We start from the raw sequence: 22,712 nt of genomic DNA on the forward strand, positions 1-22,712 counted from the left end.
CGACCCGGGGCTCAGAACGTGTAGTTCGGGTTCACCGGCATGCACGCCGAGGTGTCGGAGGCGTTGAGCGCCCCGGCCGACTCCGGCGTCCTGTCCTCCTTCTCCGGCGCCTCGTACGCCGTGCCCTCGCGCCAGTCGGCGCCGACGGTCAGCGTGACGCCGGAGACCTCCGTGGACTTCTTCACCGCGCTCGCCGGGATGCCGAGGGCCTCGGCCACCCGGCGGGCGTCGCCCTCCAGGTCGGCGCTCGGGTAGCGGACCGTCGTCGTCTCCTGGCCCGGCCAGGCCGAGGTGTCCGCGGCGGCCTGCGCGAAGCCCTCGTCGACGAGCAGTCCGGCGACCGTGTTGGCCCGCCCCGAAGCGGCGAGCAGGGTGTCGGTGGCGGTGCCGTTGCGGACCTGCACCGCGATCTCCCCGTCCGCCGCGGCCGGGTCCGACGGCTCCGGTTCCGCGCGGGGCGTCTTCTTCTTGTCCTTGCCGTCGAGGGCGATGTCCTCGCGCACCATCCGGAACACCGTCTCGGCGTCCTCGGTCGGCTCGACCTGGTTGCCGACGAGCCGGTTGGGCATCGTCGTCATGGTGATCCGGTCGGTCGGCACCTGCTGGAGGTCGGCGGCGAGGTCGTACATCTTCTTGATGGTGCCCAGGCCCTCGTCGACGGTGAGCGCCTGCGTCGCCGCCTCGGCCAGCTTGCGCAGCGAGTTGGGGTTGCTGAGCCGGGCCTCCGCGCGCAGCTGGCGGACCATCGCGTTCATGTACATGTGCTGCGCCTTGGCCCGGTACAGGTCGCTGTTGTCGCCGAAGCCGTAGCGGGTGCGCAGCCACTGCAGGGCCTGCTCGCCCTTGACCTTGGTGGTGCCCTCCCTCAGCCTCAGCCCGGAGCCGCGGCCGCGTGCGTCGCGGGAGTACACGTTGTCCTCGACGCACACCGGGACGCCGCCGATCGCGTCGGCCATCGACACCACGCCCGCGAAGTCGATCATCATGAAGTGGTCGATGTGGATGCCGGTCAGCTCCTGCCAGGTGGCCACCGTGCAGCCGGGGCCGCCGTTCTGCAGGCTCCGGTTCGTCGCCACCGGCACCGTGCTCGCCTCGTACACCTCGCCCGTGTCCGGGTCGGTGCACTTGGGGATCATCACCAGGGTGTCGCGCGGCATGCTCACGACCGATATGTGGGAGCGGTCGGCCGAGACGTGCAGCAGCATCTGGACGTCGGCGAGCGGCGGGCCGTTGAACGTCTCCCTCGCGCCGCCGAGCTTCTGGTTCTCGGCGTTGTCGCGGGCGTCCGAGCCGATCAGCAGGATGTTGAGCGGGGTCTGGCCCGCGGCGTTCGGCGTCGGCTTGGCGACCTTGTTGTCGCCGAGGTTGAGCTCTTCCTTCTTGATGTTGCTGTTGAGGTGCTCGTAGTAGAGATAGCCCGCGCCCGCGGTGCCGGCCATCACCACCGCCAGGAACGTCGCGCTCCAGCGCAGCACCCTGCGCCGGCGCGCCCGGTGGTCGGCGCCGCGGCGGCCCCCGCCCCGCCGGCCGCCGTGTCTGGCGCCGCCGGCGGCCGGATCCCCGTCCTTCTCGCTCTCGTCCTGCCCCTGGTCCTGTTCCTGGTCCTGCGGTGTCAGGGACATCGTCTCCTCCACCGCAGGCACGTCCCCCCGCACGCTGCTTCGCGTCACTGCCTGCCCTCCCACCCCTGCAGACCCGACACGGGTCCGTCCCGCGTCAAGTCAGACGCACGACGGACCCGTTGGGTTACCCCTCAATTTCCTATTCGGCGCAGACGACCTTGTCCGCCGTGGACTTCTGGACGCCTTCGGGTGCTTTCGTCGGCGCCGTCAGCGAGACGCCGGCACCCTTGAAGTCCTCGCCCAGCACGAGCGTCATCGTGGGCAGCCCCTGGGCGTTCTCCACGCTCTCGCCCGGCTTCATCGCGGATCCGGACAGACCCATGATGTCGGCGAGCCTGCGTGCCTGGTCCGCCTGGTCGGGCGCGTACTCCAGCGTCGTTCTGCTCTGCGCCGCGTCCGCGTTGCCCGCGTTCTCCGACTTGGTCACGCCCTCGTCGTTCTGCAGCCAGCTGAGAGTCTCCTGTGCGCTGCCGGCCGCGGCCCCGCCGTTGAGAATGCGCACCCGCACCTCGGACGGGTCCGCCTTGGTGCCCTTCAGCCGGGCCGCGACCGCCGCCTTCTCCTTGGCCTTCTTCTCCTTGACCTCGGTGAAGGACACGTCCTCCTTGATCATCTGGAAGACCTGCGGGGCCTTGCTCTTGTCGACCACGACCGTCGCCTTGACCGTCTCGGCCGGGTTGTCGACCACCGGCACGGTCGTGAATGTCAGGTTCTTGACGTTGAGCTTGCCCAGCTCCAGGCCGAGGTCCTTCAGCTTGCCGATGCTGTCCAGCTGGGAGTCGACCGTCAGCGCCTTGGTGCCCGCCTCGGCCAGCTTCACCATCTTCGACGGGTTGGTCAGGGTGTCGTTCGACTTCAGCTTGCGCATCAGCGCGCTGAGGAACTGCTGCTGGAGGTTGATCCGGCTCAGGTCGCCGCCGGTGCCCACGGAGTGCCGGGTGCGGACGAAGGCCAGCGCGTCCTCGCCCTCGATGACGTGCTTGCCCTTGGTCAGGTTGAGCTTGGAGTCCCTGTCGTTGATGTCCTTGTTCAGGCACACCTCGACGCCGCCCACCGCGCTGGTCAACGTCTTGACCGCGTTGAAGTCGGCCACCATGAAGTTGTCCGGCGTGATCCCGGTCAGCTCGGTCACCGTGCGCATGGTGCAGCTGGGCGTACGGCCGCTCTGGCCCAGGCTGGTGTTGAAGCGGACGCCCTGCGAGCCGGGGATGACCTCGGTGGAGCCGTCCTCCTGCGTGGTCGGGCAGTCCGGGATGTCCACGATCAGGTCGCGCGGGATGCTGAGCGCGGTCGCGTTGGAGCGGTCCTTGGAGACGTGCAGCAGGATCGTGGTGTCGGCGTGGCCGGGGCTGCCGTGGTCGCCGTAGGACTCGTTGCCCGCGCCGGTGCGTTTGTCCGTGCCGATCAGCAGGATGTTGATGGCCTTGTCCTTCTGGAAGCCACCGGTGCTCGCGCCGTCGTCGGAGACGGAGGTGATGTTGCCGTTGAGGTGCCGGATGTAGAGGTAGCCGGCGCCGGCCGTGGCGAGCAGGACGAAGGCCATGCCGCCGCCGGTCCACAGCACGGCCTTCTTCGCCTTCGCCGCCTTCGACTTCTTCGCCGGACGCCGCCCGCGCCGGGCAGCCGCGGGCTCGGGGGGCGCGCCCCGCCGTCGTCGCGGACCCGCCGCGTCCCCCTCGCGGGAGTCCTGCCGGTCGCGTGCCGGGGGCATGGAACGGGCGCTCGGCGCGGCGCGGCGGGAACCGGTCCGGCGGGGGGCGGGAACCGTCGGCTGCTCTCCGGAAGGGCTCAGTCGCAGTTCGTATTCACCGGTGTTCGGATTGAGTACCCACTGGTCTGCGGGGTCGATGTGCTCCGCCCGCCCACGGCCTTGCGCGTCCACGGTTGCCTGAATCCTCCGTCGGGGCCACGCGGCGCCTTCCCCCTTCGAGGCGCACGGGGTCTCGTACAAAGCTCGTACACAGTGCGCGACCCCAGAAACGTGTTCGTGGCCGGGAGTCGAGGTGCACCGGATCGCTCACACTATCCGCCCAGTTCAGCGCCAAGCGACGACGGTGACAAATTCCACGTCCCTACAACTGGGCAATCCGCCCATTTCCCAGGACGGAGAGGGCCTCCTTGCCCAGTGTTTTACCGGCAGCCGCCTTCCGCGGCGGTGTTTCCGCGGAACACGGGTAGACGTGAGTCGCCTCCGTCACGTTCACCGTCCGCACCGTTTTCTGTGGAATTCCGTGAAATGTCCCGTGCTTCCCGTGCCACTCCCACGGGCGCGTCCTGTCGCAGCCGGGCGAAAAGCCTTTCGGCCGCGGGCTCCACGAGCTGGTCGCGATTGGAGTCGCCGGCGTAGGACTCGCGCGGGACGGTCAGGAACTGCACCCGTTCGGTGGGGATGTCGCGCAGGCCGCGGGCGAGGTCGTACAGGCCGCGCAGGCTCGCCAGGCCAGGGTCGGTGGTGAGGGAGGAGGTGGCGGCGTCCAGCACCGGGTAGAGCTTCACCGGGTTGAGCAGCACGTCGTTGCCGCGCACCTTCTTGGCGAGCGCCGCGAGGAAGCGCTGCTGGCGCTCGATCCGGTCGGTGTCGCTGCCGTCGCCGAGCGACTTGCGGGCGCGGACGTAGCCGAGGGCCTGCTCGCCGTTGAGCGTCACGCGGCCTGCGGGAAGCCGCAGCTTGGCCGCTTTGTCGTGGATCGGCTTCTTCAGGCAGATCTGTACGCCGTCGAGAGCGTCGACCATGTTCTTGAACCCGCCGAAGTCGACGACGACGTGGTGGTCCACGCGGATGTCGGTGAGCTTCTCGACGGTCCGGATCGTGCAGGCCGAACCGCCCGCCTCGTAGGCGTGGTTGAGCATCGCGAACGCCGGCCGGGTGCGGCTGCCGTCCGGCCGCCGGCAGCTCGGCACGTCCACCATCAGGTCGCGGGGGAGCGAGACGGCGGTGGCGCTGCGCCGCCCGGCCGACAGGTGGAGCAGGATCGTGGTGTCGGAGCGCTCGGTGCCCAGGTCGCGGCCGTAGCGCCGGTTGTCCGCCCCGGAGCGGGTGTCCGACCCGATGAGCAGGATGTTCTGCGCGCCCCGCACCAGGGCGGTGGGCCGCTCCTTCTCGAACCGCGCCAGCTCGGCCGCGGCGGCCTCGTCCGGGGTGATGTTCCCGTCCAGCCTCGCGTAGAGCGCCCAGCCGCCCGCCGCGCCGCCCAGCACCAGCACGGCCGCCCCGGCGGCCCCGTACCGCACCCAGCGCCGACGGGGTGTGCGTCGGCCGCGCGAAGACATGCCCGCGGTGTCGCTCACGTCTGGCTCCACCCCTTCGCTGTACGAGCGGGTCGGCTGTACGAGCGGGCAGCCGGTGTACGGGCGGCCGGCTGGGCCGTCGTCGCCGCCGTCCGGTTCGCGCTGCCTGGTACGAGCGTGACCCGGGGGAGGCGGGGGCGCGGGCGGGGATGACCCGAACGGGTGAAGGGGGTGGGGTACGGCGCTGGACGTACGGATGAAGGGGCGGGTCACGGCCCCGGACCGACGGCGGATCGGAGGGGTGCCGTGCCGCGGGCGTCCGCCGCCGGCACGGGAAGCCGGACGCCTCTGTGAGGCGCCCGGCGTCAGCGGGCCGTCGCCGTGACCCGTTCCGCCTCGATGCGCTGGGCCAGGGACCGCTCGTCCAGCCGGTCCAGGTGCCGGCACAGCACCACCGAGCCGCCGGCCGCCAGCGGGGCGTACAGCCCCGCGCTCAGGCCCTCCCAGGTGTCGTACGGGAGTGCGGACAGGATCCGGGAACCCGGGCCCGTCAGGTCCAGCCCGGGGGCGTCGCCGAGCGCCCGCTCCACCACCTCCGCGCCCGTGAACTCCGCCCCGGCCACGATCAGCGCCGGCGCCTCCGGGTCGACCGGCGCGTACGGCGCGAACCGGTCCCCGTGGCTCGGCACGTCGACGGCGTAGTCGGCGTACCCGGCGGGCGGCGTCGCGAAGCGCCGTCCCAGCGGACCCAGCGACAGCGCGTACCGCTCCCCGGAGCAGGCCAGCCCCGCCTCGAACCGCCCCGGCCCCGCGACCACGAAGTCGGCCCGTCCGGGATCGCCCTCCACGTCCGCGACGACGCCCACCGACGAGCACGCCAGCAGCCACACCGCCGTCTGCCAGTGCGCCGGCAGCAGCAGCGCGACCCGGTCGCCGGGCTCGGCGGACATGCCGTCCTGGAGGAGGTTGGCGGTCTTGGCCACCCAATTGGCGAAGGTGGCCACGGAGAGTTCGACACGTTCGCCCGTGGCGTCGTCGTAGAAGGTCACCAGGGGGCGCGCGGAGTCCGCGGCGAGCGCGGAACGCAGCAGGTCGGCGGGGGTGCGATCGGTGGCGTTCACCCGCGCAAGCGTACGCGTGCGCCGGGTCGCCGATCGAGTCGCGCCCCTCACCGGTTCGGCCGAACGGCGGCCGACCGGCCGTCAATTCCCCGATGGACAGGTTTATATGACTATGTCCAGGATGTGGGGCATGCGTAAGCTCATCGCTCCCTCCATAGGCGTGACCTGCGCGGCAGCCCTCGCGCTGCCGCTGACCATTCCCGCGACGACCGCGGCGTCGGCCGCGATACCGGGCGCCTCGGCGACGGCGGCCACCGCGGCCACGTCACCCGGTGCCGTGCGCGCCGCCGGGCGCCCCGGTGCCGAACCCGCTGTCCCCGGCGGCACCCAGTCGCTGCCCCTCGTCCCCCTCGCCGCCGACCGTTCCCTCGGCTCGTCCGCCGTCCAGGGCCTGCCCAGCAAGGACGTACGGCCCTTCTCCCTCGTCGGCGTCGTCTGGGACGACCCGGACGACGAACTCCACGGCCGCGTCCAGGTCCGCACCCGCGCCGCGGGCACCGGCGTCTGGTCCGGCTGGCAGGACCTCGAGACGCACAACGCCGAGCACGCCCCCGACCCGGACGCCACCGAACGCGCCGCCTCCCGCGTGCGCGGCGCCACCGCCCCCCTGTGGGTGGGGAATTCGGACGGAGTCGAGGTACGTGTCGCGGCCTCCACGGCCGACGGGACCGGCGCCCCCGCATCCGCCACGCTTCCGGCAGGTCTGCGCCTGGAACTGGTGGACCCCGGCGACCCGCAGGAGTCGACGCCATCCGCGGCATCGGCCGCCGGCGCCCTCGGCGCCCTCGGCGCCTCCTTCGATCCCCCGCTCACCGCCCCCCTCAGTCCCGAGAGCGTCGACGCGGCCACCCCCAACGCCGACCTGGCCCCCCTGGAGGCCACCGAGATCCCGGAGCTTGACCGCCACCAGACGGAGCAGGACCTGCTCACCCTGCACGCCGAAGGGCTGGAAGGCGTCGAAAGCCCCGACGACCTCGATGACCTCGACGACATCGACGACATCGAGAACCTCGACGAGTTCGACAACCTCGACGGCCTGCCGGAGGAACAGCGGGCGAGGCCGTACATCGGCCCGCGCCCGCGCATCGTCACCCGCCGCGGCTGGGGCGCCGACGAGCGGCTGCGCGAACGGGGGTTCGTCTACACCAAGCGGATCAAGGCCGCCTTCGTGCACCACACGGCCACCGGCAACAACTACAGCTGCTCACAGGCGCCTTCCGTCATTCGCGGTATCTACCGCTACCACGTCCGCAGCATGGGCTGGCGCGACATCGGCTACAACTTCCTCGTCGACAAGTGCGGGAACCTGTACGAGGGCCGCGCGGGGGGCGTGGCGAAACCGGTCCTGGGCGCCCACACCTCCGGCTTCAACAGCAACACCATGGGCATCGCCGTCCTCGGCACGTTCAACCGGACCTCGCCCAGCACGTCCACCGGCAGGGCCATCGGCCGCCTGACGGCATGGAAGCTCGGCCTCTACGGCGCCAACCCGCGGGCGAAGACGTCCCTCAAGTCGGGTGGTGGCAATCTCTACCGAAAGGGTAAGAACGTACGACTGAACGTCATCTCCGGTCACCGCGACGCGTTCGTCACGGACTGCCCAGGACAGCAGCTCTACCGCAAACTCCCCAAGGCACGCTGGCACGCGGCACGCTTCCAGGGACGCTTCTGACCTCACGAGTGGCTCTGCATACACTGGCCGGCCGAAAGACAGTTCGGCCGGTCCCGGCAGGAAGCAGAGACGACAGGTGACAGAAGCGATCCTCCTGGTCGGCGGCAAGGGCACCCGGCTGCGCCCGCTCACGGTGCACACGCCCAAGCCGATGGTCAGGGCGGCGGGGGTGCCGTTCCTCACGCATCAACTGGCGCGGGCGAGGGCGGCGGGGGTCGACCACATCGTGCTCGCGACGTCCTATCTGGCCGAGGTCTTCGAACCGTACTTCGGCGACGGCGCGTCGCTCGGACTGCACATCGAGTACGTCACGGAGGAGGAGCCGCTCGGCACGGGCGGCGCGATCCGCAACGTGGCCTCGCGGCTGCGGTCGGGGCCGGAGGACCCGGTCCTCGTCTTCAACGGAGACATCCTGACGGGGCTGGACATCCGGGCCCTGGTCGACACCCACCGCAGGACGGGCGCGGACGTCTCGCTCCACCTGACGAAGGTGACGGACCCGCGCGCGTACGGGCTGGTCCCCACGGACGGCACCGGACGGGTGACGGCGTTCCTGGAGAAACCCCAGACGCCGGAGGAGATCGTCACCGACCAGATCAACGCGGGGGCGTACGTCTTCCGGCGCTCGGTCATCGACACGATCCCGGCGGGGCGGCCGGTGTCCGTCGAGCGCGAGACGTTCCCCGAGCTGCTGGCGGCGGGGGCGCATCTGCAGGGCATGGTCGACTCCACTTACTGGCTGGACCTCGGCACGCCGGCGGCGTTCGTCCGCGGCTCGGCGGACCTGGTCCTGGGCCGGGCGCCGTCACCCGCCGTCCCCGGCCGGTGCGGGGACCGGCTCGTCCTGCCGACGGCGAGGGTCGCGGCCGACGCCAAGCTGGCGGGGGGCACGGTGGTGGGGGAGGGCGCGTTCGTCGCGGAGGGGGCGCGCATATTCGGCAGCACGATTCTGCCGGGCGCGGTGATCGAGCCCGACGCGGTGATCACCGACTCCCTCGTCGGGACCCGGGCGCGGGTCGGCAGCCGTACGGTCCTGAACGGCACGGTGATCGGCGACGACGCGATCATCGGCTCCGACAACGAGCTGAACCCCGGCGCGAGAGTCTGGTGCAACGCGCACATACCGCCGGGGGCGCTCCGCTTCTCGCCGGACCAGTAGGGCGCGGCCTGTACGGGGCCGCGCGGGGCTGTCCAGGGTCGGCCGGCCGCTGCCCGCCGCCGGCCGTCCGGCCGACGCGGGGCCGGCGGTGGGTTTCCGTCCGGGGCTGTGACCTGCCGGCCGGGCCGGTGGCCCGTCTCGGAGGTCCGAGCCCCACCGCCGGCCGCCTGCCGTCTCGCCGACGCGGGGCTGTGCGGTGGGCTTCCGGCCGGAGCGCCGCCGCGCACCCCGTCCCCCGCGTCGACGCCGTACTCCCTGCGCCCGCTCCCCGGGACCCGCCCGCCACCCCACGCGTCTCACAGCCGCCCGATGTCCCCCCGCGTCATCCGCGGCCCCCTCCGCTCCGGCACCCTCCCGCTCAGCAGGACGAACCGCGCCGCCCGATGCCGCTGCCCCGCGTACGGCTCCAGCAGCTCCAGCATCACCGCGTCGTCCGCCGCCCGGTTCCCCGCCAGCGCCCACCCGACGATCCCCGGCAGGTGCAGATCCCCCACCGTCACCGCGTCCGGCGCCCCGTGACTGCGCTGCACGGTCTCCGCCGACGTCCACGGCCCGATCCCCGGCACCAGCTCCAGCCGCGCCCGCGCGTCCTCGGGGGACATGCCCACCGCCTGCTCCAGCCGCGCGGCGACCCGCACCGCCCGCAGGACCGTCGACGCGCGCTTGTCGTCCACGCCCGCCCGGTGCCACTCCCAGGACGGGATCAGCGCCCAGCCGCGCGGATCCGGCATCACGCACATCCGCCCGGGGGCGGGCCCGGGCGCCGGCTCCCCGAACGCGCGCACCAGCATCCGCCACGCCTGATACGCCTCGACCGTCGTGACCTTCTGCTCCAGGATCGACGGAATCAGCGACTCCAGCACCAGCCCGGTCCGCGTCAGCCGCAGCCCCGGACGCCGGCGCCACGCGTGCGCCACCACCCGGTGCCGCGGCACGAACGCCCCCGGATCGTCCGCCGCGCCGAGCAGCTCCGGAAGCCCGTCCAGCAGCCACTGCGCCCCAGGCCCCCAGGCCTCCCCGCGCACCGCGCCGCCCCGGACCGACACCCGCAGCGTCCCCGGCCCGGCCGGCGTACGGCTGGCCCGCCACACCGACCCGTCCGGCATCGCGCGGAACGTCGGATCACCGGGCCCGCGCCGCAGCGGCCCGAGCACCAGCCCCAGCTCCAGCGGCCCGTCCGGCACCCACTCCCGCACCAGCTCCGGCGCCGCGGACTGCTGCCGGGGCACCCCGGCGGGCACGGCGACCTCCCCACCGCGCACGGTCGTGCGCGTGGGCCTGGGAGCGAAACGTCCGGCCACCGGTGAGTCCCAACGAGAGGAAGGAGAAAGAAGCGGTCCTACGAGGGTAGGCGCACCCCCCGCGGTCCTCACCTCGCCCACCCCGCCTCATGTCGCCGCCCCCGCCCCCGCCTCACGTCACCGCACCGCGATGAACATCCCCGCGTCCCGCTCGCCCCGCGGCCTCGGCGCCTGCGCCGGATGCCCGACCGCCACCGCGCCCATCGGATCCCAGTCCCCGGGCAGCCCCAGCACCTCGCGCACCACGTCCCGGCAGAACATCGTCGACGACACCCATGCCGACCCCAGCCGCTCCCCGGCCAGCGCCACGAGGAAGTTCTGCACCCCGGCCCCCGCCGCGACCACGAACATCTCCCGCTCGGCCGCGTCCCGCCGGGCGTCGCCGTACGTGTGCGAGCCGTCCATGACCAGGCACGGCACCACGAGGTACGGCGCGTTGCGCAGCACGTCCCCGCGCCGCACCCGCTTGGCGATCGACTCCGGCGACTTGCCGTCCCGGCGCAGGTCGGCGATCCAGGCGTCCCGCATCGCGTCCAGCAGTCGTACGCGCGTGCGCTCCGACTCCAGCAGCACGAACCGCCACGGTGTCGTGTGGTGCGGCGCGGGGGCCGTCACGGCGGCGGCCACGGCGCGCCGTACCGCGCCGGGGTCCACGGGCTCGTCGGTGAAGGCGCGGATCGTGCGGCGCTGGGTCACCGCCTCCCGGACGGCCTCCGAGGCGCCCAGCCGGAACATGTCGTCGCGCGCGTCCCGGACCAGCGCCCGCGCCCCGGCCCCGTCCTCCTCGGCCACCACGTGCGGCAGCCCGCGCACGACGGCCACGGGCAGCCCGGCGGCCTTGCCCTTGACCAGGTCGCCCGCGGCGGCGAGTTCGTCGGCGGTGGCGACGACGGTGGCGGCGAGCGGATTGCCGTACGCGTCCGTGCCGCCGCGCAGATCGTCCAGGACGCGCACCCCGGCGGCGCCGATCGCCACGTCCGTGAGGCCGGAGCGCCAGGGCCGTCCGAAGGTGTCGGTCACGACGACCCCGACGTCGACGCCGAGAGCCTCGCGCAGCCCTGCGCGGATCGCCCGAGCGGAGGCGTCGGGGTCCTCGGGCAGCAGCAGGACCGTGCCGGCGGGGGTGTTGGAGGCGTCCACGCCGGCCGCCGCCATCACCAGGCCCTGGCGGTTCTCCACGATGCGCAGCGCACCGCGCCGCGCCACCACCCGTACCGTCTCCGCGTCGATCGCGGCCTCCCGGTCGGCCGCCTCGACGACCCGCCCCTCGGCCTTCGACACGATCTTGGAGGTGACGAGCAGCACGTCGCCGTCGGCCAGCCCGGGCTCGGCGGCGGCGATCAGCTTGGCGAGGTCGTCCCCGGCCGCCACCTCGGGCAGCCCCGGCACCGCCCACACCCGGTATTCCGGCGCGGACTGCTCCCCGGCGCCCGGCGCGGACCGCTCGGCGGCGTCCGGCGCGGACTGCTTCCCGGCGCCCGGCGCGGACCGCTCGGCGGCGTCCGGCGCGGACTGCTTCCCGGCATCCGGCGAGGACCCCCTCCCGGCGTCCCGCGCGGACTGCTCCCCGGCATCCGGCGAGGACCCCTCCCGTGCGTCCGCCGCCACGGTGGACCGCTCCCCGGCGTCCGGCGCCGAGGACCCCTTCCCGGTCTCCGTCACTCCGCCCGCACCTCCTCCGCCAGCGTGAGCGCCTCGCGGGCCATTCGCGCGGCGGCCTCCTCGTCGGTCATCATCAGCGGCACTGCCCGGCACCGGATGCCCGCCGCCTCGACCCGCTCGACCGCGCCCGCGTCGACGGTGTCGACCAGCCAGCCGTCGAGCAGTCCCGAGCCGTAGTGCTCGGCGACCGCGGCGGCCGTGGACTCGACGCCGACGGCCGCGAGGACCTTGTCGGCCATCCCGCGCACGGGCGCGTCCCCGACGATGGGGGAGAGGCCGACGACCGGGACCCCGGCGTCCGCGATGGCCTCCCGGATACCCGGAACCGCGAGGATCGTGCCGACCGACACGACGGGGTTGGACGGCGGAAAGAGGATCACGTCCGCCTCGGCGATGGCCTCCAGGACGCCCGGCGCCGGCTTCGCCTGCTCGGCCCCGACCGGCACGACCGCCTCGGCCGGCACCGACGCGCGCAGCCGCACCCAGTACTCCTGGAAGTGGATCGCCCTGCGCTCGCCGTCGATCTCCACGGCGACATGGGTCTCGACGCGGTCGTCGGTCATGGGGATCAGCCGCACCCCGGGCTGCCAGCGGTCGCACAGCGCCTGCGTCACCGCGCTGAGCGGATAGCCGGCGCCGATCATCTGCGTCCGCACGATGTGAGTGGCGAAGTCCCGGTCGCCGAGCCCGAACCACTCGGGCCCCACGCCGTACGCCGCGAGCTCCTCCTTGAGATGGAAGGTCTCGTCGGCCCGGCCCCACCCCTGCTCCTCGTTGATGCCGCCGCCGAGCGTGTACATCACCGTGTCGAGGTCCGGGCAGATCTTCAGCCCGAAGAGGTGGATGTCGTCCCCGGTGTTGCCGATGACGGTGATGTCCGCGTCCGGCGCGGCCCGCTTGAGACCACGCAGGAATCGGGCGCCGCCGATGCCGCCTGCCAGAACCACAATGCGCATGGACACAGTCTGTCAGCCGGGTACGACAACGCGTCAGCCGGACGCCCGGGAGGCGGCGGTCACGGCGCACCGGAGAGCGTCGGTCCCCGGTGCGGCGTGCATCGGCATCTGCGTGAGCCCCGGGTAGTAGATGTGCAGGCTGACGGCCGGCTCCAGCGTCTCGTTGACGATCTCGTGCGCGAAGCCCGGCGCGAACACGCGCTGCGCACCCGCGCGCAACGCGCGCGTGCCCCGCTCCGTCCGCTCGGTCAGGCCGCCGTCGAGGACGGTCAGCACGCCGGAGGAGGGGCCGTGGTCGTGCAGCCCGGTGCCCTGGCCCGGCACCCAGGACAGCAGCCAGACCTCGTAACCGGGCCCGGTGCGCAGCCGGTGGTACCAGCGGCTGGTCGCGTCGTAACGCACCAGGTGCTCCCACTGGGGGCGGTCGGCGGCGATCTCGCGGGCGAGTCCGGCGAAGTCGGCCACGGTCGACGGGTGTTCGCGGGGCGCCTGGAGCAGGTGCGGCACTTCGAGGAGGTCGCCGGCGATCTGCAGGTCGCTGTCGCTGTTCATGGGTGGGGGGTTCCTCGGCGGGAGTGCGGGGCGTGGAGCACGCGGTGCGGGAGACCGGAGCGTGGAGCGCGGGGGTGTGGACGGGGTCCCGGTGCGGGCGAGGCGGACGGGAGACCGGGTCACGGGGACCCGGGGACAGCCGGAGCGGGACGGCTCAACAGCTGGAACAGCGACAACAGCTGCGGCGAGCGTGGGCAGCGCCGAGGGACCCGGCGGTGCGGGTCGAGGTGGGCGCCAAGTTCGCGAGCATGCCCACAAGGACAGCGGTTCACACCCCCACTGTCAACTCGCCGCCCGGTATGTGGGACATGGTTCACCTCATCCGGTTCATTCCTCGGCTGAAAGGTTTGTTCAGGCGGTTGCCGGGACACATGGCGTCCAACCGGGAGCGCGGGCTCCGTTGCGATCCAGTGATCCGGCTGTGATCCGGTTCGCTTCGGGGGCGCGTGTCGGAACGGGATCGAACCGGCGGGCGTCTGTCTCCGTACAGCCTCTGTGCGGACGGACGTTCCCCGCGGGCTCCTTCCGGGTGTCAAGGTTTAGGCCGATTTGAACACTTTCCGCTTGGCCTTGGTTCCGCAGAGTGAATAAGGGGCCCAATAGCAGATCCCGGCTTGACTCGCCCGGAGCAGCACACTTGTAATTTCACTCGTGTCGTTCAGCCGGGACCGGTAACGGCTACATCACGGGGACGCGAAAGACGGACGAGGGGCGCACATGACCGAGCTGGTGCAGCAACTGCTGGTCGACGACGCGGACGAGGAACTCGGCTGGCAGGAGCGCGCACTGTGCGCCCAGACCGACCCCGAGTCCTTCTTCCCCGAGAAGGGCGGCTCGACCCGCGAGGCCAAGAAGGTCTGCCTCGCCTGCGAGGTCCGCTCCGAGTGCCTCGAGTACGCCCTCGCCAACGACGAGCGCTTCGGCATCTGGGGCGGCCTGTCCGAGCGTGAACGCCGCCGGCTGAAGAAGGCGGCGGTCTGACCCGCTCCTCGCACCGCACGCAGGACATACGGAGACGAACGGCCCGTCACGCCTGGGTTGTCCACAGGCGGCGGGCCGTCGTCGTGGCCAGCCGCTAGTGTGGGCGCTCGTCCGAGACGCCCCGCTGCCCCCGGAGGGCACAGGCGTCCACCGCAGTCCACCGAACCGGGGCCCGTACCTCGATGTCCGTGCACAGCCACCCGGCAGCGCAGCAAGACGCCGCCGCTCCGCAGTTCCCGCGCCATGTGGTGACCGCGGTCCTCGTCTCCCATGACGGCGCCCGCTGGCTGCCCGACGCGCTCGCCGGCCTGCTCGGCCAGGAACGGCCCGTCCAGTACGCCGTGGCCGCCGACACCGGCAGCGCCGACGACTCCGCCCAGCTGGTCACCGACGCCCTCGGCCCCGACCGGGTCCTGCACCTCGCCCGGCGCACCGGCTTCGGCCAGGCCGTCGAGGAGGCCCACCGCACCGCGCCCCTCCTCACCCCCGACGAACTGCCGTACCTGAAGCGGCCCAGCGGCTGGGACCCCGTCACGCGCACCTGGCGCGACGACGCCTACGACCTGCCCGAGCTGCCGTACGGCGAACCCGTGCAGTGGCTGTGGCTGCTGCACGACGACTGCGCCCCCGAACCCGACGCCCTCGCCGAACTGCTGCGCGTCGTGGAGAACGAGCACGAACTCGGCCGCGACGACATCGCCGTCGTCGGCCCCAAGCTCCGCGGCTGGTACGACCGCCGCCAACTGCTCGAGGTCGGCGTCAGCATCGCCAACTCCGGCCGCCGCTGGACCGGCCTCGACCGCCGCGAACAGGACCAGGGCCAGCACGACCACGTCCGCTCCGTGCTGGCCGTGTCCACCGCCGGCATGCTCGTGCGCCGCGACGTCTTCGAACAGCTCGGCGGCTTCGACCGCAGACTGCCCCTAATGCGCGACGACGTCGACCTGTGCTGGCGCGCCCACGCCGCCGGCCACCGTGTCCTCGTCGCCCCCGACGCCGTCGTACGGCACGCCGAGGCCGCCTCCCGCGAACGCCGCACCGTCGACTGCGTGGGCCGCACCGCCGCGTCCCCGCACAAGGTCGACAAGGCGGGCGCCGCCTACACCCTCCTCGTCAACACCCGCACCGCCGCGCTGCCCTGGGTGCTGCTGCGCCTGGTACTCGGCACCGTCCTGCGCACCCTCGCCTACCTCGTCGGAAAGGTCCCCGGACAGGCCGTCGACGAGATCCGCGGCCTGCTCGGCGTGCTGCTGCGCCCCGAGCGGATCGTCGCCGGCCGGCGACGGCGCGGCAGCCCGGCCGTCGACAAGGCCGAACTGCGCCCGCTGTTCCCGCCGCCCGGCGCGACCGTGCGGGCCACCGTCGAACAGGTCGCCGGCGACGTCCTCGGCCGCTCCGACGCCGAGGCCACCACGGGCGCCGGACGGCACGGCGGCGCGGTCGAGTCCGGACCCGGCGGCGACGACGCGGACTTCCTGGAGATCGAGCAGTTCGCCCGCCTCAAGCGCATCGCCCGCAACCCCGGCCCGATGCTCTTCCTGACCCTGCTGCTGATCTCCCTGGTCGCCTGCCGCGCGCTGCTCGGCCCGGGCGTGCTCGCGGGCGGCGCCCTGCTGCCCGCCCCGGCCGACTCCGCCGAGCTGTGGTCCCGCCACCTCGACGCCTGGCACCCGGTCGGCACCGGCGGCGACGCCACCGCGCCGCCCTACCTCGCCCTCGTGGCGATGCTCGGCTCCGTGCTGTTCGGTTCCACCGGGCTCGCGGTCGCCGTGCTGCTCGTCGGCTCCGTGCCGCTGGCCGGTTTCGCGGCGTACTTCGCCTCCCGCCCGCTCGTGCGGTCCCGGCTGCTGCGGGCGTGGGCCGCCGTCGCCTACGCCTTCCTGCCCGCCACCGCCGGCGCCCTGGCGGGCGGCCGCCTCGGCACCGCCGTCCTCGCCGTCCTGCTGCCGCTCCTCGCCCGCGCGGGCGTCGCCGCGAGCGGCCTCGCCGCCTCCCCGGGTGCCCGCGGAAGCTGGCGCGCCACCTGGGCGTACGCGCTGCTGCTGACGGCCGCCACCGCGTTCACGCCGATCGTCTGGCCCGTCGCGCTGGTCCTCGGCATCGCCCTGCTGGCCGTGCGCCGCAGCGACCTCCCCGGCCTGCGCTTCCTCGCCCAGCTGGGCGCGCCGCTGCTGGTCCTCGCCCCCTGGTCGCTGACGCTGCTGCCGTTCGGCTTCTTCCGCGAGGCCGGGCTGGAGTACGGCGCCTCCGCCGCCTCCGCCCTCGACCTGCTCGGCGCGAGCCCCGGCGGACCCGGCACGGTCGGCGGCCCGATGCTCCTCGGCCTCGTCCTGGCCGCGCTGGCCGCCCTGCTGCGCACCGAGCGGCGCCGCGACATCCTGACCGCCTGGACGGCCGCCCTCGTCGCTCTCGTCTTCGCCGCGCTGTCCAACGGCTCCGCCTGGGCCGGACCCGCCACCCTCGTCTACGGCATCGCCCTGCTGACCGCCGCCCTGATCGGCGCCGAGGGGGCACGCGCACGCGTGGCCGAGCAGAGCTTCGGCTGGCGCCAGCCGGTCGCCGCGCTGATCGCCTTCGCCTCGGCCGCGGGCCCGCTGCTCGTCGCCGCCGGCTGGATGCTGGGCGGCGCCGACGGACCGCTGGAGCGCCGGGCCGACCCCGCCCAGGTGCCGGCGTTCGTCGCCGAGGAGAGCGGCAACGGCGACCAGGCCCGCACCCTCGTCCTGAGCAGCGACTCCGCCGCCCATGTCCGCTACGCCCTGGTCCGCGGCGCCGGCGCCCGCCTCGGCGACGCCGAACTCGCCGCGGCCGCCGGCGCCGACGCCGCGCTCGACCGGGTCGTCGGCAACCTCGTCGCCGGTTCCGGCGCCGACCAGGCCAGTCAGCTCGGCGCCTTCGGCGTGCGCTACGTCCTGGTGCACAAGGGCGCGCCCCGCGAGGTCGGCCGCGTCCTGGACGCCACCCCGGGTCTTCGACGGCTCAGCGAGCAGGCCGGCGACGCCCTCTGGGAGATCGACCGCACCGTCTCGCGCGCGGTCGTCGTCCCGCCCACCGACTCCGACGAGCCGCTGACCGTCGCCGCGGGCCCGGTCGAGATCCACACGACCGTCCCGGACGGCCCCGAGGGCCGCCTCCTGCGCCTCGCGGACACCGCCTCCGAGGGCTGGACCGCGACCCTCGACGGCAAGCCGCTCACCCCGAAGAAGGTCGACGGCTGGGCCCAGGCGTTCGAACTCCCCGGCAAGGGCGGCCGGCTGGACGTCACCTACGACGCCCCGGTCACCCACACGGCCTGGCTGTGGACCCAGGGCGCCCTCGCCCTCGTCCTGGTCGTCCTCGCCCTGCCCGGCCGGCGCCGCGACGTCGACGACGACCTCCCCGAGGAGCAGGCCGTCCCCGCCCAGGCCGCCGCGGGCGAGGGCCGCCGCGCCCGCCGCCTGCGCGCCCAGGCCGAAGAGGCGGCGGACACCCAGGGGCCCGCCCCGGACGCACCGGGGGAGAACCCGGACCGGACCCCCGACGAAGCCCCCGCGATCCCGCAGCAGCACCCGTACGGCGAGTGGGACACCGCCGGCTACGCGGGCGCCGAGTACGGCGCCTACGGCGGCGAGCAGTACCGGCCCGCCGACGCCTCCCAGGGCTACGGCGCCGGCGGCTACGCGCAGTCCCCGGCCGGCCCGTACCCGGCGGACCCCTACCAGGGCGGCCACTACGACCCGTACGGATACGCGGCCCCCGCCCAGGGGACGCCGTACGACCAGCAGTACGAGCAGCAGCCGTACCCCGAGGGCTACGACCCCGCGTACGACCCGAAGGCCACCGGCGACGAGCGTCCCGACGGGAGCCAGCAGTGAACCGCACCACCCTGTCCCTGATCGCCGGCGCGAGCGCCCTCGCGGCCGTCACCGGGCTCGCCGCGGTGACCGCGCCGGACGCCTCCGGGGACGCCTCCCGCACCTCCGCCGCCGTCCAGGCACCCGTGGAGCGCACCAGCCTGCTCTGCCCGGCGCCCAGCACCTCCGACCTCGCCGAGACGACGTACACGTCGTTCACCCCCGTCACCGAGGGCGCCGGGGACGAGGGCACGGCCGCGCTCACGCCCGCCGGGGCCGACGTCAACGGCGCGGACGACGGCAAGAAGGCCACGCCCGCAAAGCCCGCCGAACCCGTGCTGAAGCCCGGCAAGCCGGGCACACCGGTCGAGGGGGAGACCACCGGCGGCGACACCCCCGCGATGATCGGCACCGCCGACGGCCTGTACGCCCCCGGCTGGACCGTGCAGCAGACCACCGAGGTCGCCGCCGGCGCCGGACGCGGACTGCTCGGCGTCAACTGCACCCCCGCGGACACCGATTTCTGGTTCCCCGGCGCGAGCACCGCCGAGGGCCGCACCGACTACGTCCACCTCACCAACCCCGACGACTCCGCGGCGCTCGTCGACATCGAGCTGTACGGCGAGGAGGGCGAGCTGCAGTCCACCGTCGCGGACGGCATCACCGTGCCGCCCCGGTCCACCGAGCCGGTCCTGCTGTCGACGCTGACCGACGCCGAGGAGACCGGCCTGACGGTCCATCTGAACGTCCGCGGCGGCCGGATCGGCGCGGCGGTGGAGGCCCTGGACGACGAACTGGGCGGCGACTGGCTGTCCGCGTCCGCCGACCCGGCCGCGAACCTGGTGATCCCGGGCATCCCGAAGGACGCCACCGAGGTGACGCTGGTCGCGTTCACGCCGGGCGACGCCGACGCGGATCTGAACGTGCGGCTCGCCGCGCCGTCGGGGGCCATCACCCCGGCCGGGCACGAGACGTTGCGCGTGAAGTCCGGCATGACCACCTCGGCCGACCTCGGCGACGTCACGCGCGGCGAGCCCGGTTCGCTGGTGCTGACGCCGACGGACCGCTCGGTGCCGGTGGTGGCGGCCGCCAGGGTCGTGCGCGGCAAGGGCGACTCCCGGGAGACGGCGTTCATCCCCGCCACGCGCGCGGTGGGCGCCCGGTCCACCTCGGTCGCCCACACCGAGAAGGGGGCCACCTTGTCGCTGACCGCGCCGGACGGCACGGCGAAGGTGCGGGTCACCGCCTCGGCGGGCACCGGGGGCGGCGAGCCGGTGACGAAGACGTACACCGTCGAGGGCGGGACCACCCAGGACGTCGAGGCGCCGGTGCCCAGCGGCCTCGAGGGGACGTACGCCCTGACCGTCGAGACCGTCTCCGGCGGCCCGGTCCACGCGGCCCGTACCCTCACCGCGACCCGCGACGGCGTCCCCGCGTTCACCGTGCAGACGCTCCCCGACGACCGGGGCATGGTCGCCGTGCCGGAGGCGGAACAGGATCTGTCGGTGCTGCAGAGGTAGGCGACCCCGGCGTCCCCGCGGACCGCGCGGGACGCCCCTCGGCCCTCGCCACGGCGTGGGGGGATGTCCGTTCAGCCTTCGCCACAGCGTGAGGGGGTGCCTTTCAGCCTTCGCCAAGCGGGCCGGGACGTCGCCCGGTCCGCGCCGCCGGGTGCCGTCGGCCCCAGCCGCCGGCGGCCGTCAGTCCTCGCCGTGGCGGGGGTCGACCGCCGTCGGAAACGGCTTCACGGAGATGGCGTCAGTCCTCGCCGTAGCGGGGGTCGACCGTCTCCGGCGTCAGCCCGAGCAGCTCGGCGACCTGTTCGACCACGATCTCGTGCACCAGCGCCGCGCGCTCGTCGCGGCCCTTGGTGCGGATCTCGACCGGCCGCCGGTAGACGACCACCTTCGCCGGCCGGCTCTCCCGCGCGGGAACCGTACCGCCGAGCGGCACCGACTCGTCGTTCCAGGTCCTTCCCGGGCCGTCCAGCCGCGGCACCTCCAGCACGACGAAGTCGATGTCCGCCAGCTGCGGCCAGTGCCGTTCCAGACGTTCCACGGAGTCCTGCACGAGATCCGCGAACGCCTCGGCGCGGCTCGCGGCGAGCGGCACCTGCGGGGGCGCGATCGGGCCGCGCATGCCCCGGCCGTGACGATCACGTCGGCGGGGCCCGGGGGCGGCGGCACGGGGCGGTACTCGGTTGTCCATCACTGCCGAAGCCTAGTCCCCGCCGCGCCCGGACGCCCCGTGTCCACGCGCCCCGCCGGCCTCGCCCGGCCGTCGCGGGACCGGTCGCCGGAGGCCGTTCCGGCCAAGGTTGGGCTCGATTGCATATCTCTCCGGGACCGGAGATCGCCAGGCGATTCATGGCCTTTGTGCCGAGTGGCGACCGCATCCCGGCGGGCGGGAGACCACCGACGGGCACGTCGGCGCAGGTCAGCGGCGCCCGCCGCAGGAGGGTGTGGGGCGTTTCACAGCCCGACACGGTGGGGTGAGCCGGGGCAGAGTCGTCGCGGCCCGCTCAAGAGTGCGGTACCGTCCAACGTCGTGAGCCCTGTACGTCGCTGTTCGCGCACCGCTTGCGGCCGTCCCGCCGTAGCGACGCTGACGTACGTCTACGCCGACTCGACCGCGGTCCTCGGCCCGCTCGCCACCTACGCCGAACCCCACTGCTACGACCTGTGCGCCGAGCACTCCGAGCGCCTCACCGCCCCGCGCGGCTGGGAGGTCGTCCGGCTCCTCGACGGTTCGGCCCCGGCCCGCCCCAGCGGTGACGACCTGGAAGCGCTGGCCAACGCCGTGCGCGAGGCCGCCCGCCCGCAGCAGCGCGCCGCCCAGGCCGGCGGCGCGGGCCGGTCGGCGGATCCGATGGAGGTCGCCCGCCGCGGCCACCTCCGCGTGCTGCGCTCCCCCGACAACTGACCCTCCCCACCCGGGGGATGACCCCGACGGCCGGTCGGGGCCGTCCCGGACATCCCCCTGACCTCTGGCTACGACCGAGCGTCGACAGGGGGACCGCGGAGCGTGCTGTCGGCGGGGGCGGGTAGTTTGAGGTGACCGACAGGACTTCCAGGAGGGTTGGCCGTGGCTGCTGATCTGTCACAGATCGTCAAGGCGTACGACGTGCGCGGAGTCGTCCCCGACCAGTGGGACGAGTCGCTGGCCGAACTCTTCGGGGCGGCGTTCGCCCAGGTGACCGGTGCCGACGCGATCGTGATCGGGCACGACATGCGGCCCTCGTCCCCGGGCCTGTCCCGCGCCTTCGCGCGCGGGGCCGCCGCCCGAGGCGTCGACGTCACCGAGATCGGGCTCTGCTCGACCGACCAGCTCTACTACGCCTCGGGCGCGCTGAACCTGCCGGGCGCGATGTTCACCGCCTCGCACAACCCGGCCCAGTACAACGGCATCAAGATGTGCCGCGCGGGCGCCGCCCCCGTGGGCCAGGACACCGGCCTCGCCGACATCCGCGAACTCGCCGAGCGGTGGAGCGAGTCCGGCGCCCCCGAGCCGGCCGCCACCGCCGGCGCCATCACGCAGCGCGAGACGCTCGAGGACTACGCGGCCCACCTGCGCGGCCTGGTCGACCTCACCTCCATCCGCCCCCTGAAGGTCGTCGTCGACGCGGGCAACGGCATGGGCGGCCACACCGTTCCCACCGTCTTCGCGGGCCTGCCCCTCGAACTCGTCCCGATGTACTTCGAACTGGACGGCACCTTCCCCAACCACGAGGCCAACCCGCTGGACCCGGCCAACATCGTGGACCTGCAGCAGCGGGTGCGCGAGGAGGGCGCCGACCTCGGCATCGCCTTCGACGGCGACGCCGACCGCTGCTTCGTCGTCGACGAGAACGGCGACCCGGTCTCCCCGTCCGCGATCACCGCCCTGGTGGCCGCCCGCGAACTCGCCAAGCACGGCGGAGGCACGGTCATCCACAACCTGATCACCTCCTGGTCGGTGCCCGAGGTCGTCAAGGAGAACGGCGGCACCCCGGTGCGCACCCGCGTCGGCCACTCCTTCATCAAGGCCGAGATGGCCCGCACCGGCGCCATCTTCGGCGGCGAGCACTCCGCCCACTACTACTTCCGCGACTTCTGGAACGCCGACACGGGCATGCTCGCCGCCCTCCACGTCCTCGCCGCCCTCGGCGAACAGGAGGGCACGCTGTCCGCGCTGGTCGACCAGTACGACCGCTACGCCGGCTCCGGCGAGATCAACTCCACGGTGGACGACCAGGCGGCCCGCCTCGCCGCGATCAAGACCGCCTACGAGGGCCGCGAGGGAATCACCCTCGACGAGCTCGACGGCCTGACCGTCACCTCCGCCGACTGGTGGTTCAACGTCCGCCCGTCCAACACCGAACCGCTGCTCCGCCTGAACGCCGAGGCCCGCGACGAGGCGACCATGGCCAAGGTGCGCGACGAGGTCCTGGCGATCATCAGAGGCTGACCGCGGGCGCCGCCACGGCCGGTCCACGGGGGCGGGCGCACCCCGCCCCCGCACGGCCCGCCGCGGCCCCGCGCGCCCCCCGCCACGGCGGTACGCTGACCAGGCACAACCGCATACGCACCACAGGACACGCAGCACCCCGGCGTCGTGCACGCATCAACACCAGTCGCACCGTCGCC

At 73.7% G+C, this 22,712-nt stretch carries 16 protein-coding genes; 7 read left to right on the forward strand and 9 right to left on the reverse strand.

Annotated elements, in window-relative coordinates; translation table 11 throughout:
• Positions 1 to 11: 11 nt before the first annotated feature.
• The 4 genes from ABZY13_RS09435 to ABZY13_RS09450 all read right to left on the reverse strand — a co-directional run bounded on the left by ABZY13_RS09435 (position 12) and on the right by ABZY13_RS09450 (position 5,971).
• Positions 12 to 1,622, reverse strand: a complete 1,611-nt coding sequence (locus ABZY13_RS09435; RefSeq protein WP_356628459.1) for an LCP family protein — start codon at positions 1,620 to 1,622, stop codon at positions 12 to 14.
• Positions 1,623 to 1,761: 139 nt separating this feature from the next.
• The gene (locus tag ABZY13_RS09440) at positions 1,762 to 3,504 is read right to left on the reverse strand and encodes an LCP family protein (RefSeq protein ID WP_356628461.1); all 1,743 of its coding nucleotides are present in this window, start codon (positions 3,502 to 3,504) and stop codon (positions 1,762 to 1,764) included.
• 248 nt (positions 3,505 to 3,752) lie between these two features.
• Positions 3,753 to 4,892: an LCP family protein gene (locus ABZY13_RS09445; RefSeq protein WP_356628527.1), complete on the reverse strand. Its 1,140-nt coding sequence runs from the start codon at positions 4,890 to 4,892 to the stop codon at positions 3,753 to 3,755.
• 323 nt (positions 4,893 to 5,215) lie between these two features.
• Positions 5,216 to 5,971: a TIGR03089 family protein gene (locus tag ABZY13_RS09450; protein ID WP_356628463.1), complete on the reverse strand. Its 756-nt coding sequence runs from the start codon at positions 5,969 to 5,971 to the stop codon at positions 5,216 to 5,218.
• Positions 5,972 to 6,101: 130 nt separating this feature from the next.
• On the opposite strand from ABZY13_RS09450, the gene ABZY13_RS09455 reads away from it, so the two are divergent.
• Positions 6,102 to 7,643, forward strand: a complete 1,542-nt coding sequence (locus tag ABZY13_RS09455) for a peptidoglycan recognition protein (protein ID WP_356628465.1) — start codon at positions 6,102 to 6,104, stop codon at positions 7,641 to 7,643.
• A gap of 76 nt (positions 7,644 to 7,719) precedes the next feature.
• Positions 7,720 to 8,802 carry an NDP-sugar synthase gene (locus tag ABZY13_RS09460; protein ID WP_356628467.1) on the forward strand — a complete coding sequence of 361 codons (1,083 nt, stop codon included), beginning with the start codon at positions 7,720 to 7,722 and terminating at the stop codon, positions 8,800 to 8,802.
• Between the two features lie 296 nt (positions 8,803 to 9,098).
• On the opposite strand, the gene ABZY13_RS09465 is transcribed toward ABZY13_RS09460, so the two are convergent.
• The 4 genes from ABZY13_RS09465 to ABZY13_RS09480 form a co-directional block, all read right to left on the reverse strand.
• Positions 9,099 to 10,103, reverse strand: coding sequence for a DNA-3-methyladenine glycosylase 2 family protein (locus ABZY13_RS09465; protein WP_356628469.1), 1,005 nt, complete (start codon positions 10,101 to 10,103; stop codon positions 9,099 to 9,101).
• Between the two features lie 117 nt (positions 10,104 to 10,220).
• The gene (locus tag ABZY13_RS09470) at positions 10,221 to 11,765 is read right to left on the reverse strand and encodes a coenzyme F420-0:L-glutamate ligase (RefSeq protein WP_356628471.1); all 1,545 of its coding nucleotides are present in this window, start codon (positions 11,763 to 11,765) and stop codon (positions 10,221 to 10,223) included.
• Positions 11,762 to 12,721, reverse strand: coding sequence for a 2-phospho-L-lactate transferase (gene cofD / locus ABZY13_RS09475; RefSeq protein ID WP_356628473.1), 960 nt, complete (start codon positions 12,719 to 12,721; stop codon positions 11,762 to 11,764). The genes ABZY13_RS09470 and cofD overlap by 4 nt, the downstream gene beginning before the upstream one ends.
• A 33-nt stretch (positions 12,722 to 12,754) precedes the next feature.
• Complete coding sequence (locus ABZY13_RS09480; protein WP_356628475.1) at positions 12,755 to 13,273, reverse strand: cysteine dioxygenase family protein; 519 nt, start codon at positions 13,271 to 13,273, stop codon at positions 12,755 to 12,757.
• Positions 13,274 to 13,990: 717 nt separating this feature from the next.
• Here ABZY13_RS09480 and ABZY13_RS09485 point away from each other — a divergent pair.
• The 3 genes from ABZY13_RS09485 to ABZY13_RS09495 all read left to right on the forward strand — a co-directional run bounded on the left by ABZY13_RS09485 (position 13,991) and on the right by ABZY13_RS09495 (position 19,607).
• Entirely contained in the window at positions 13,991 to 14,254 is a 264-nt protein-coding gene (locus tag ABZY13_RS09485; protein WP_003975777.1) for a WhiB family transcriptional regulator, read from the forward strand.
• 182 nt (positions 14,255 to 14,436) lie between these two features.
• Positions 14,437 to 18,108: a glycosyltransferase gene (locus ABZY13_RS09490; RefSeq protein ID WP_356628477.1), complete on the forward strand. Its 3,672-nt coding sequence runs from the start codon at positions 14,437 to 14,439 to the stop codon at positions 18,106 to 18,108.
• A complete protein-coding gene (locus ABZY13_RS09495) occupies positions 18,105 to 19,607 on the forward strand; it encodes a DUF5719 family protein (protein ID WP_356628479.1) in 1,503 nt (500 codons plus the stop codon). The genes ABZY13_RS09490 and ABZY13_RS09495 overlap by 4 nt, the downstream gene beginning before the upstream one ends.
• Before the next feature lie 238 nt (positions 19,608 to 19,845).
• Here ABZY13_RS09495 and ABZY13_RS09500 read toward each other — a convergent pair whose 3' ends face one another.
• Positions 19,846 to 20,295, reverse strand: coding sequence for a metallopeptidase family protein (locus ABZY13_RS09500; protein ID WP_356628529.1), 450 nt, complete (start codon positions 20,293 to 20,295; stop codon positions 19,846 to 19,848).
• A gap of 339 nt (positions 20,296 to 20,634) precedes the next feature.
• Here ABZY13_RS09500 and ABZY13_RS09505 point away from each other — a divergent pair, with 339 nt between their 5' ends.
• Positions 20,635 to 21,009: a DUF3499 domain-containing protein gene (locus ABZY13_RS09505; RefSeq protein WP_356628481.1), complete on the forward strand. Its 375-nt coding sequence runs from the start codon at positions 20,635 to 20,637 to the stop codon at positions 21,007 to 21,009.
• A gap of 162 nt (positions 21,010 to 21,171) precedes the next feature.
• Positions 21,172 to 22,533, forward strand: a complete 1,362-nt coding sequence (locus ABZY13_RS09510; protein WP_356628483.1) for a phosphomannomutase/phosphoglucomutase — start codon at positions 21,172 to 21,174, stop codon at positions 22,531 to 22,533.
• Positions 22,534 to 22,712: the final 179 nt, after the last annotated feature.

Source organism: Streptomyces sp. NPDC006610, assembly GCF_040611575.1.
Taxonomy (GTDB): domain Bacteria; phylum Actinomycetota; class Actinomycetes; order Streptomycetales; family Streptomycetaceae; genus Streptomyces.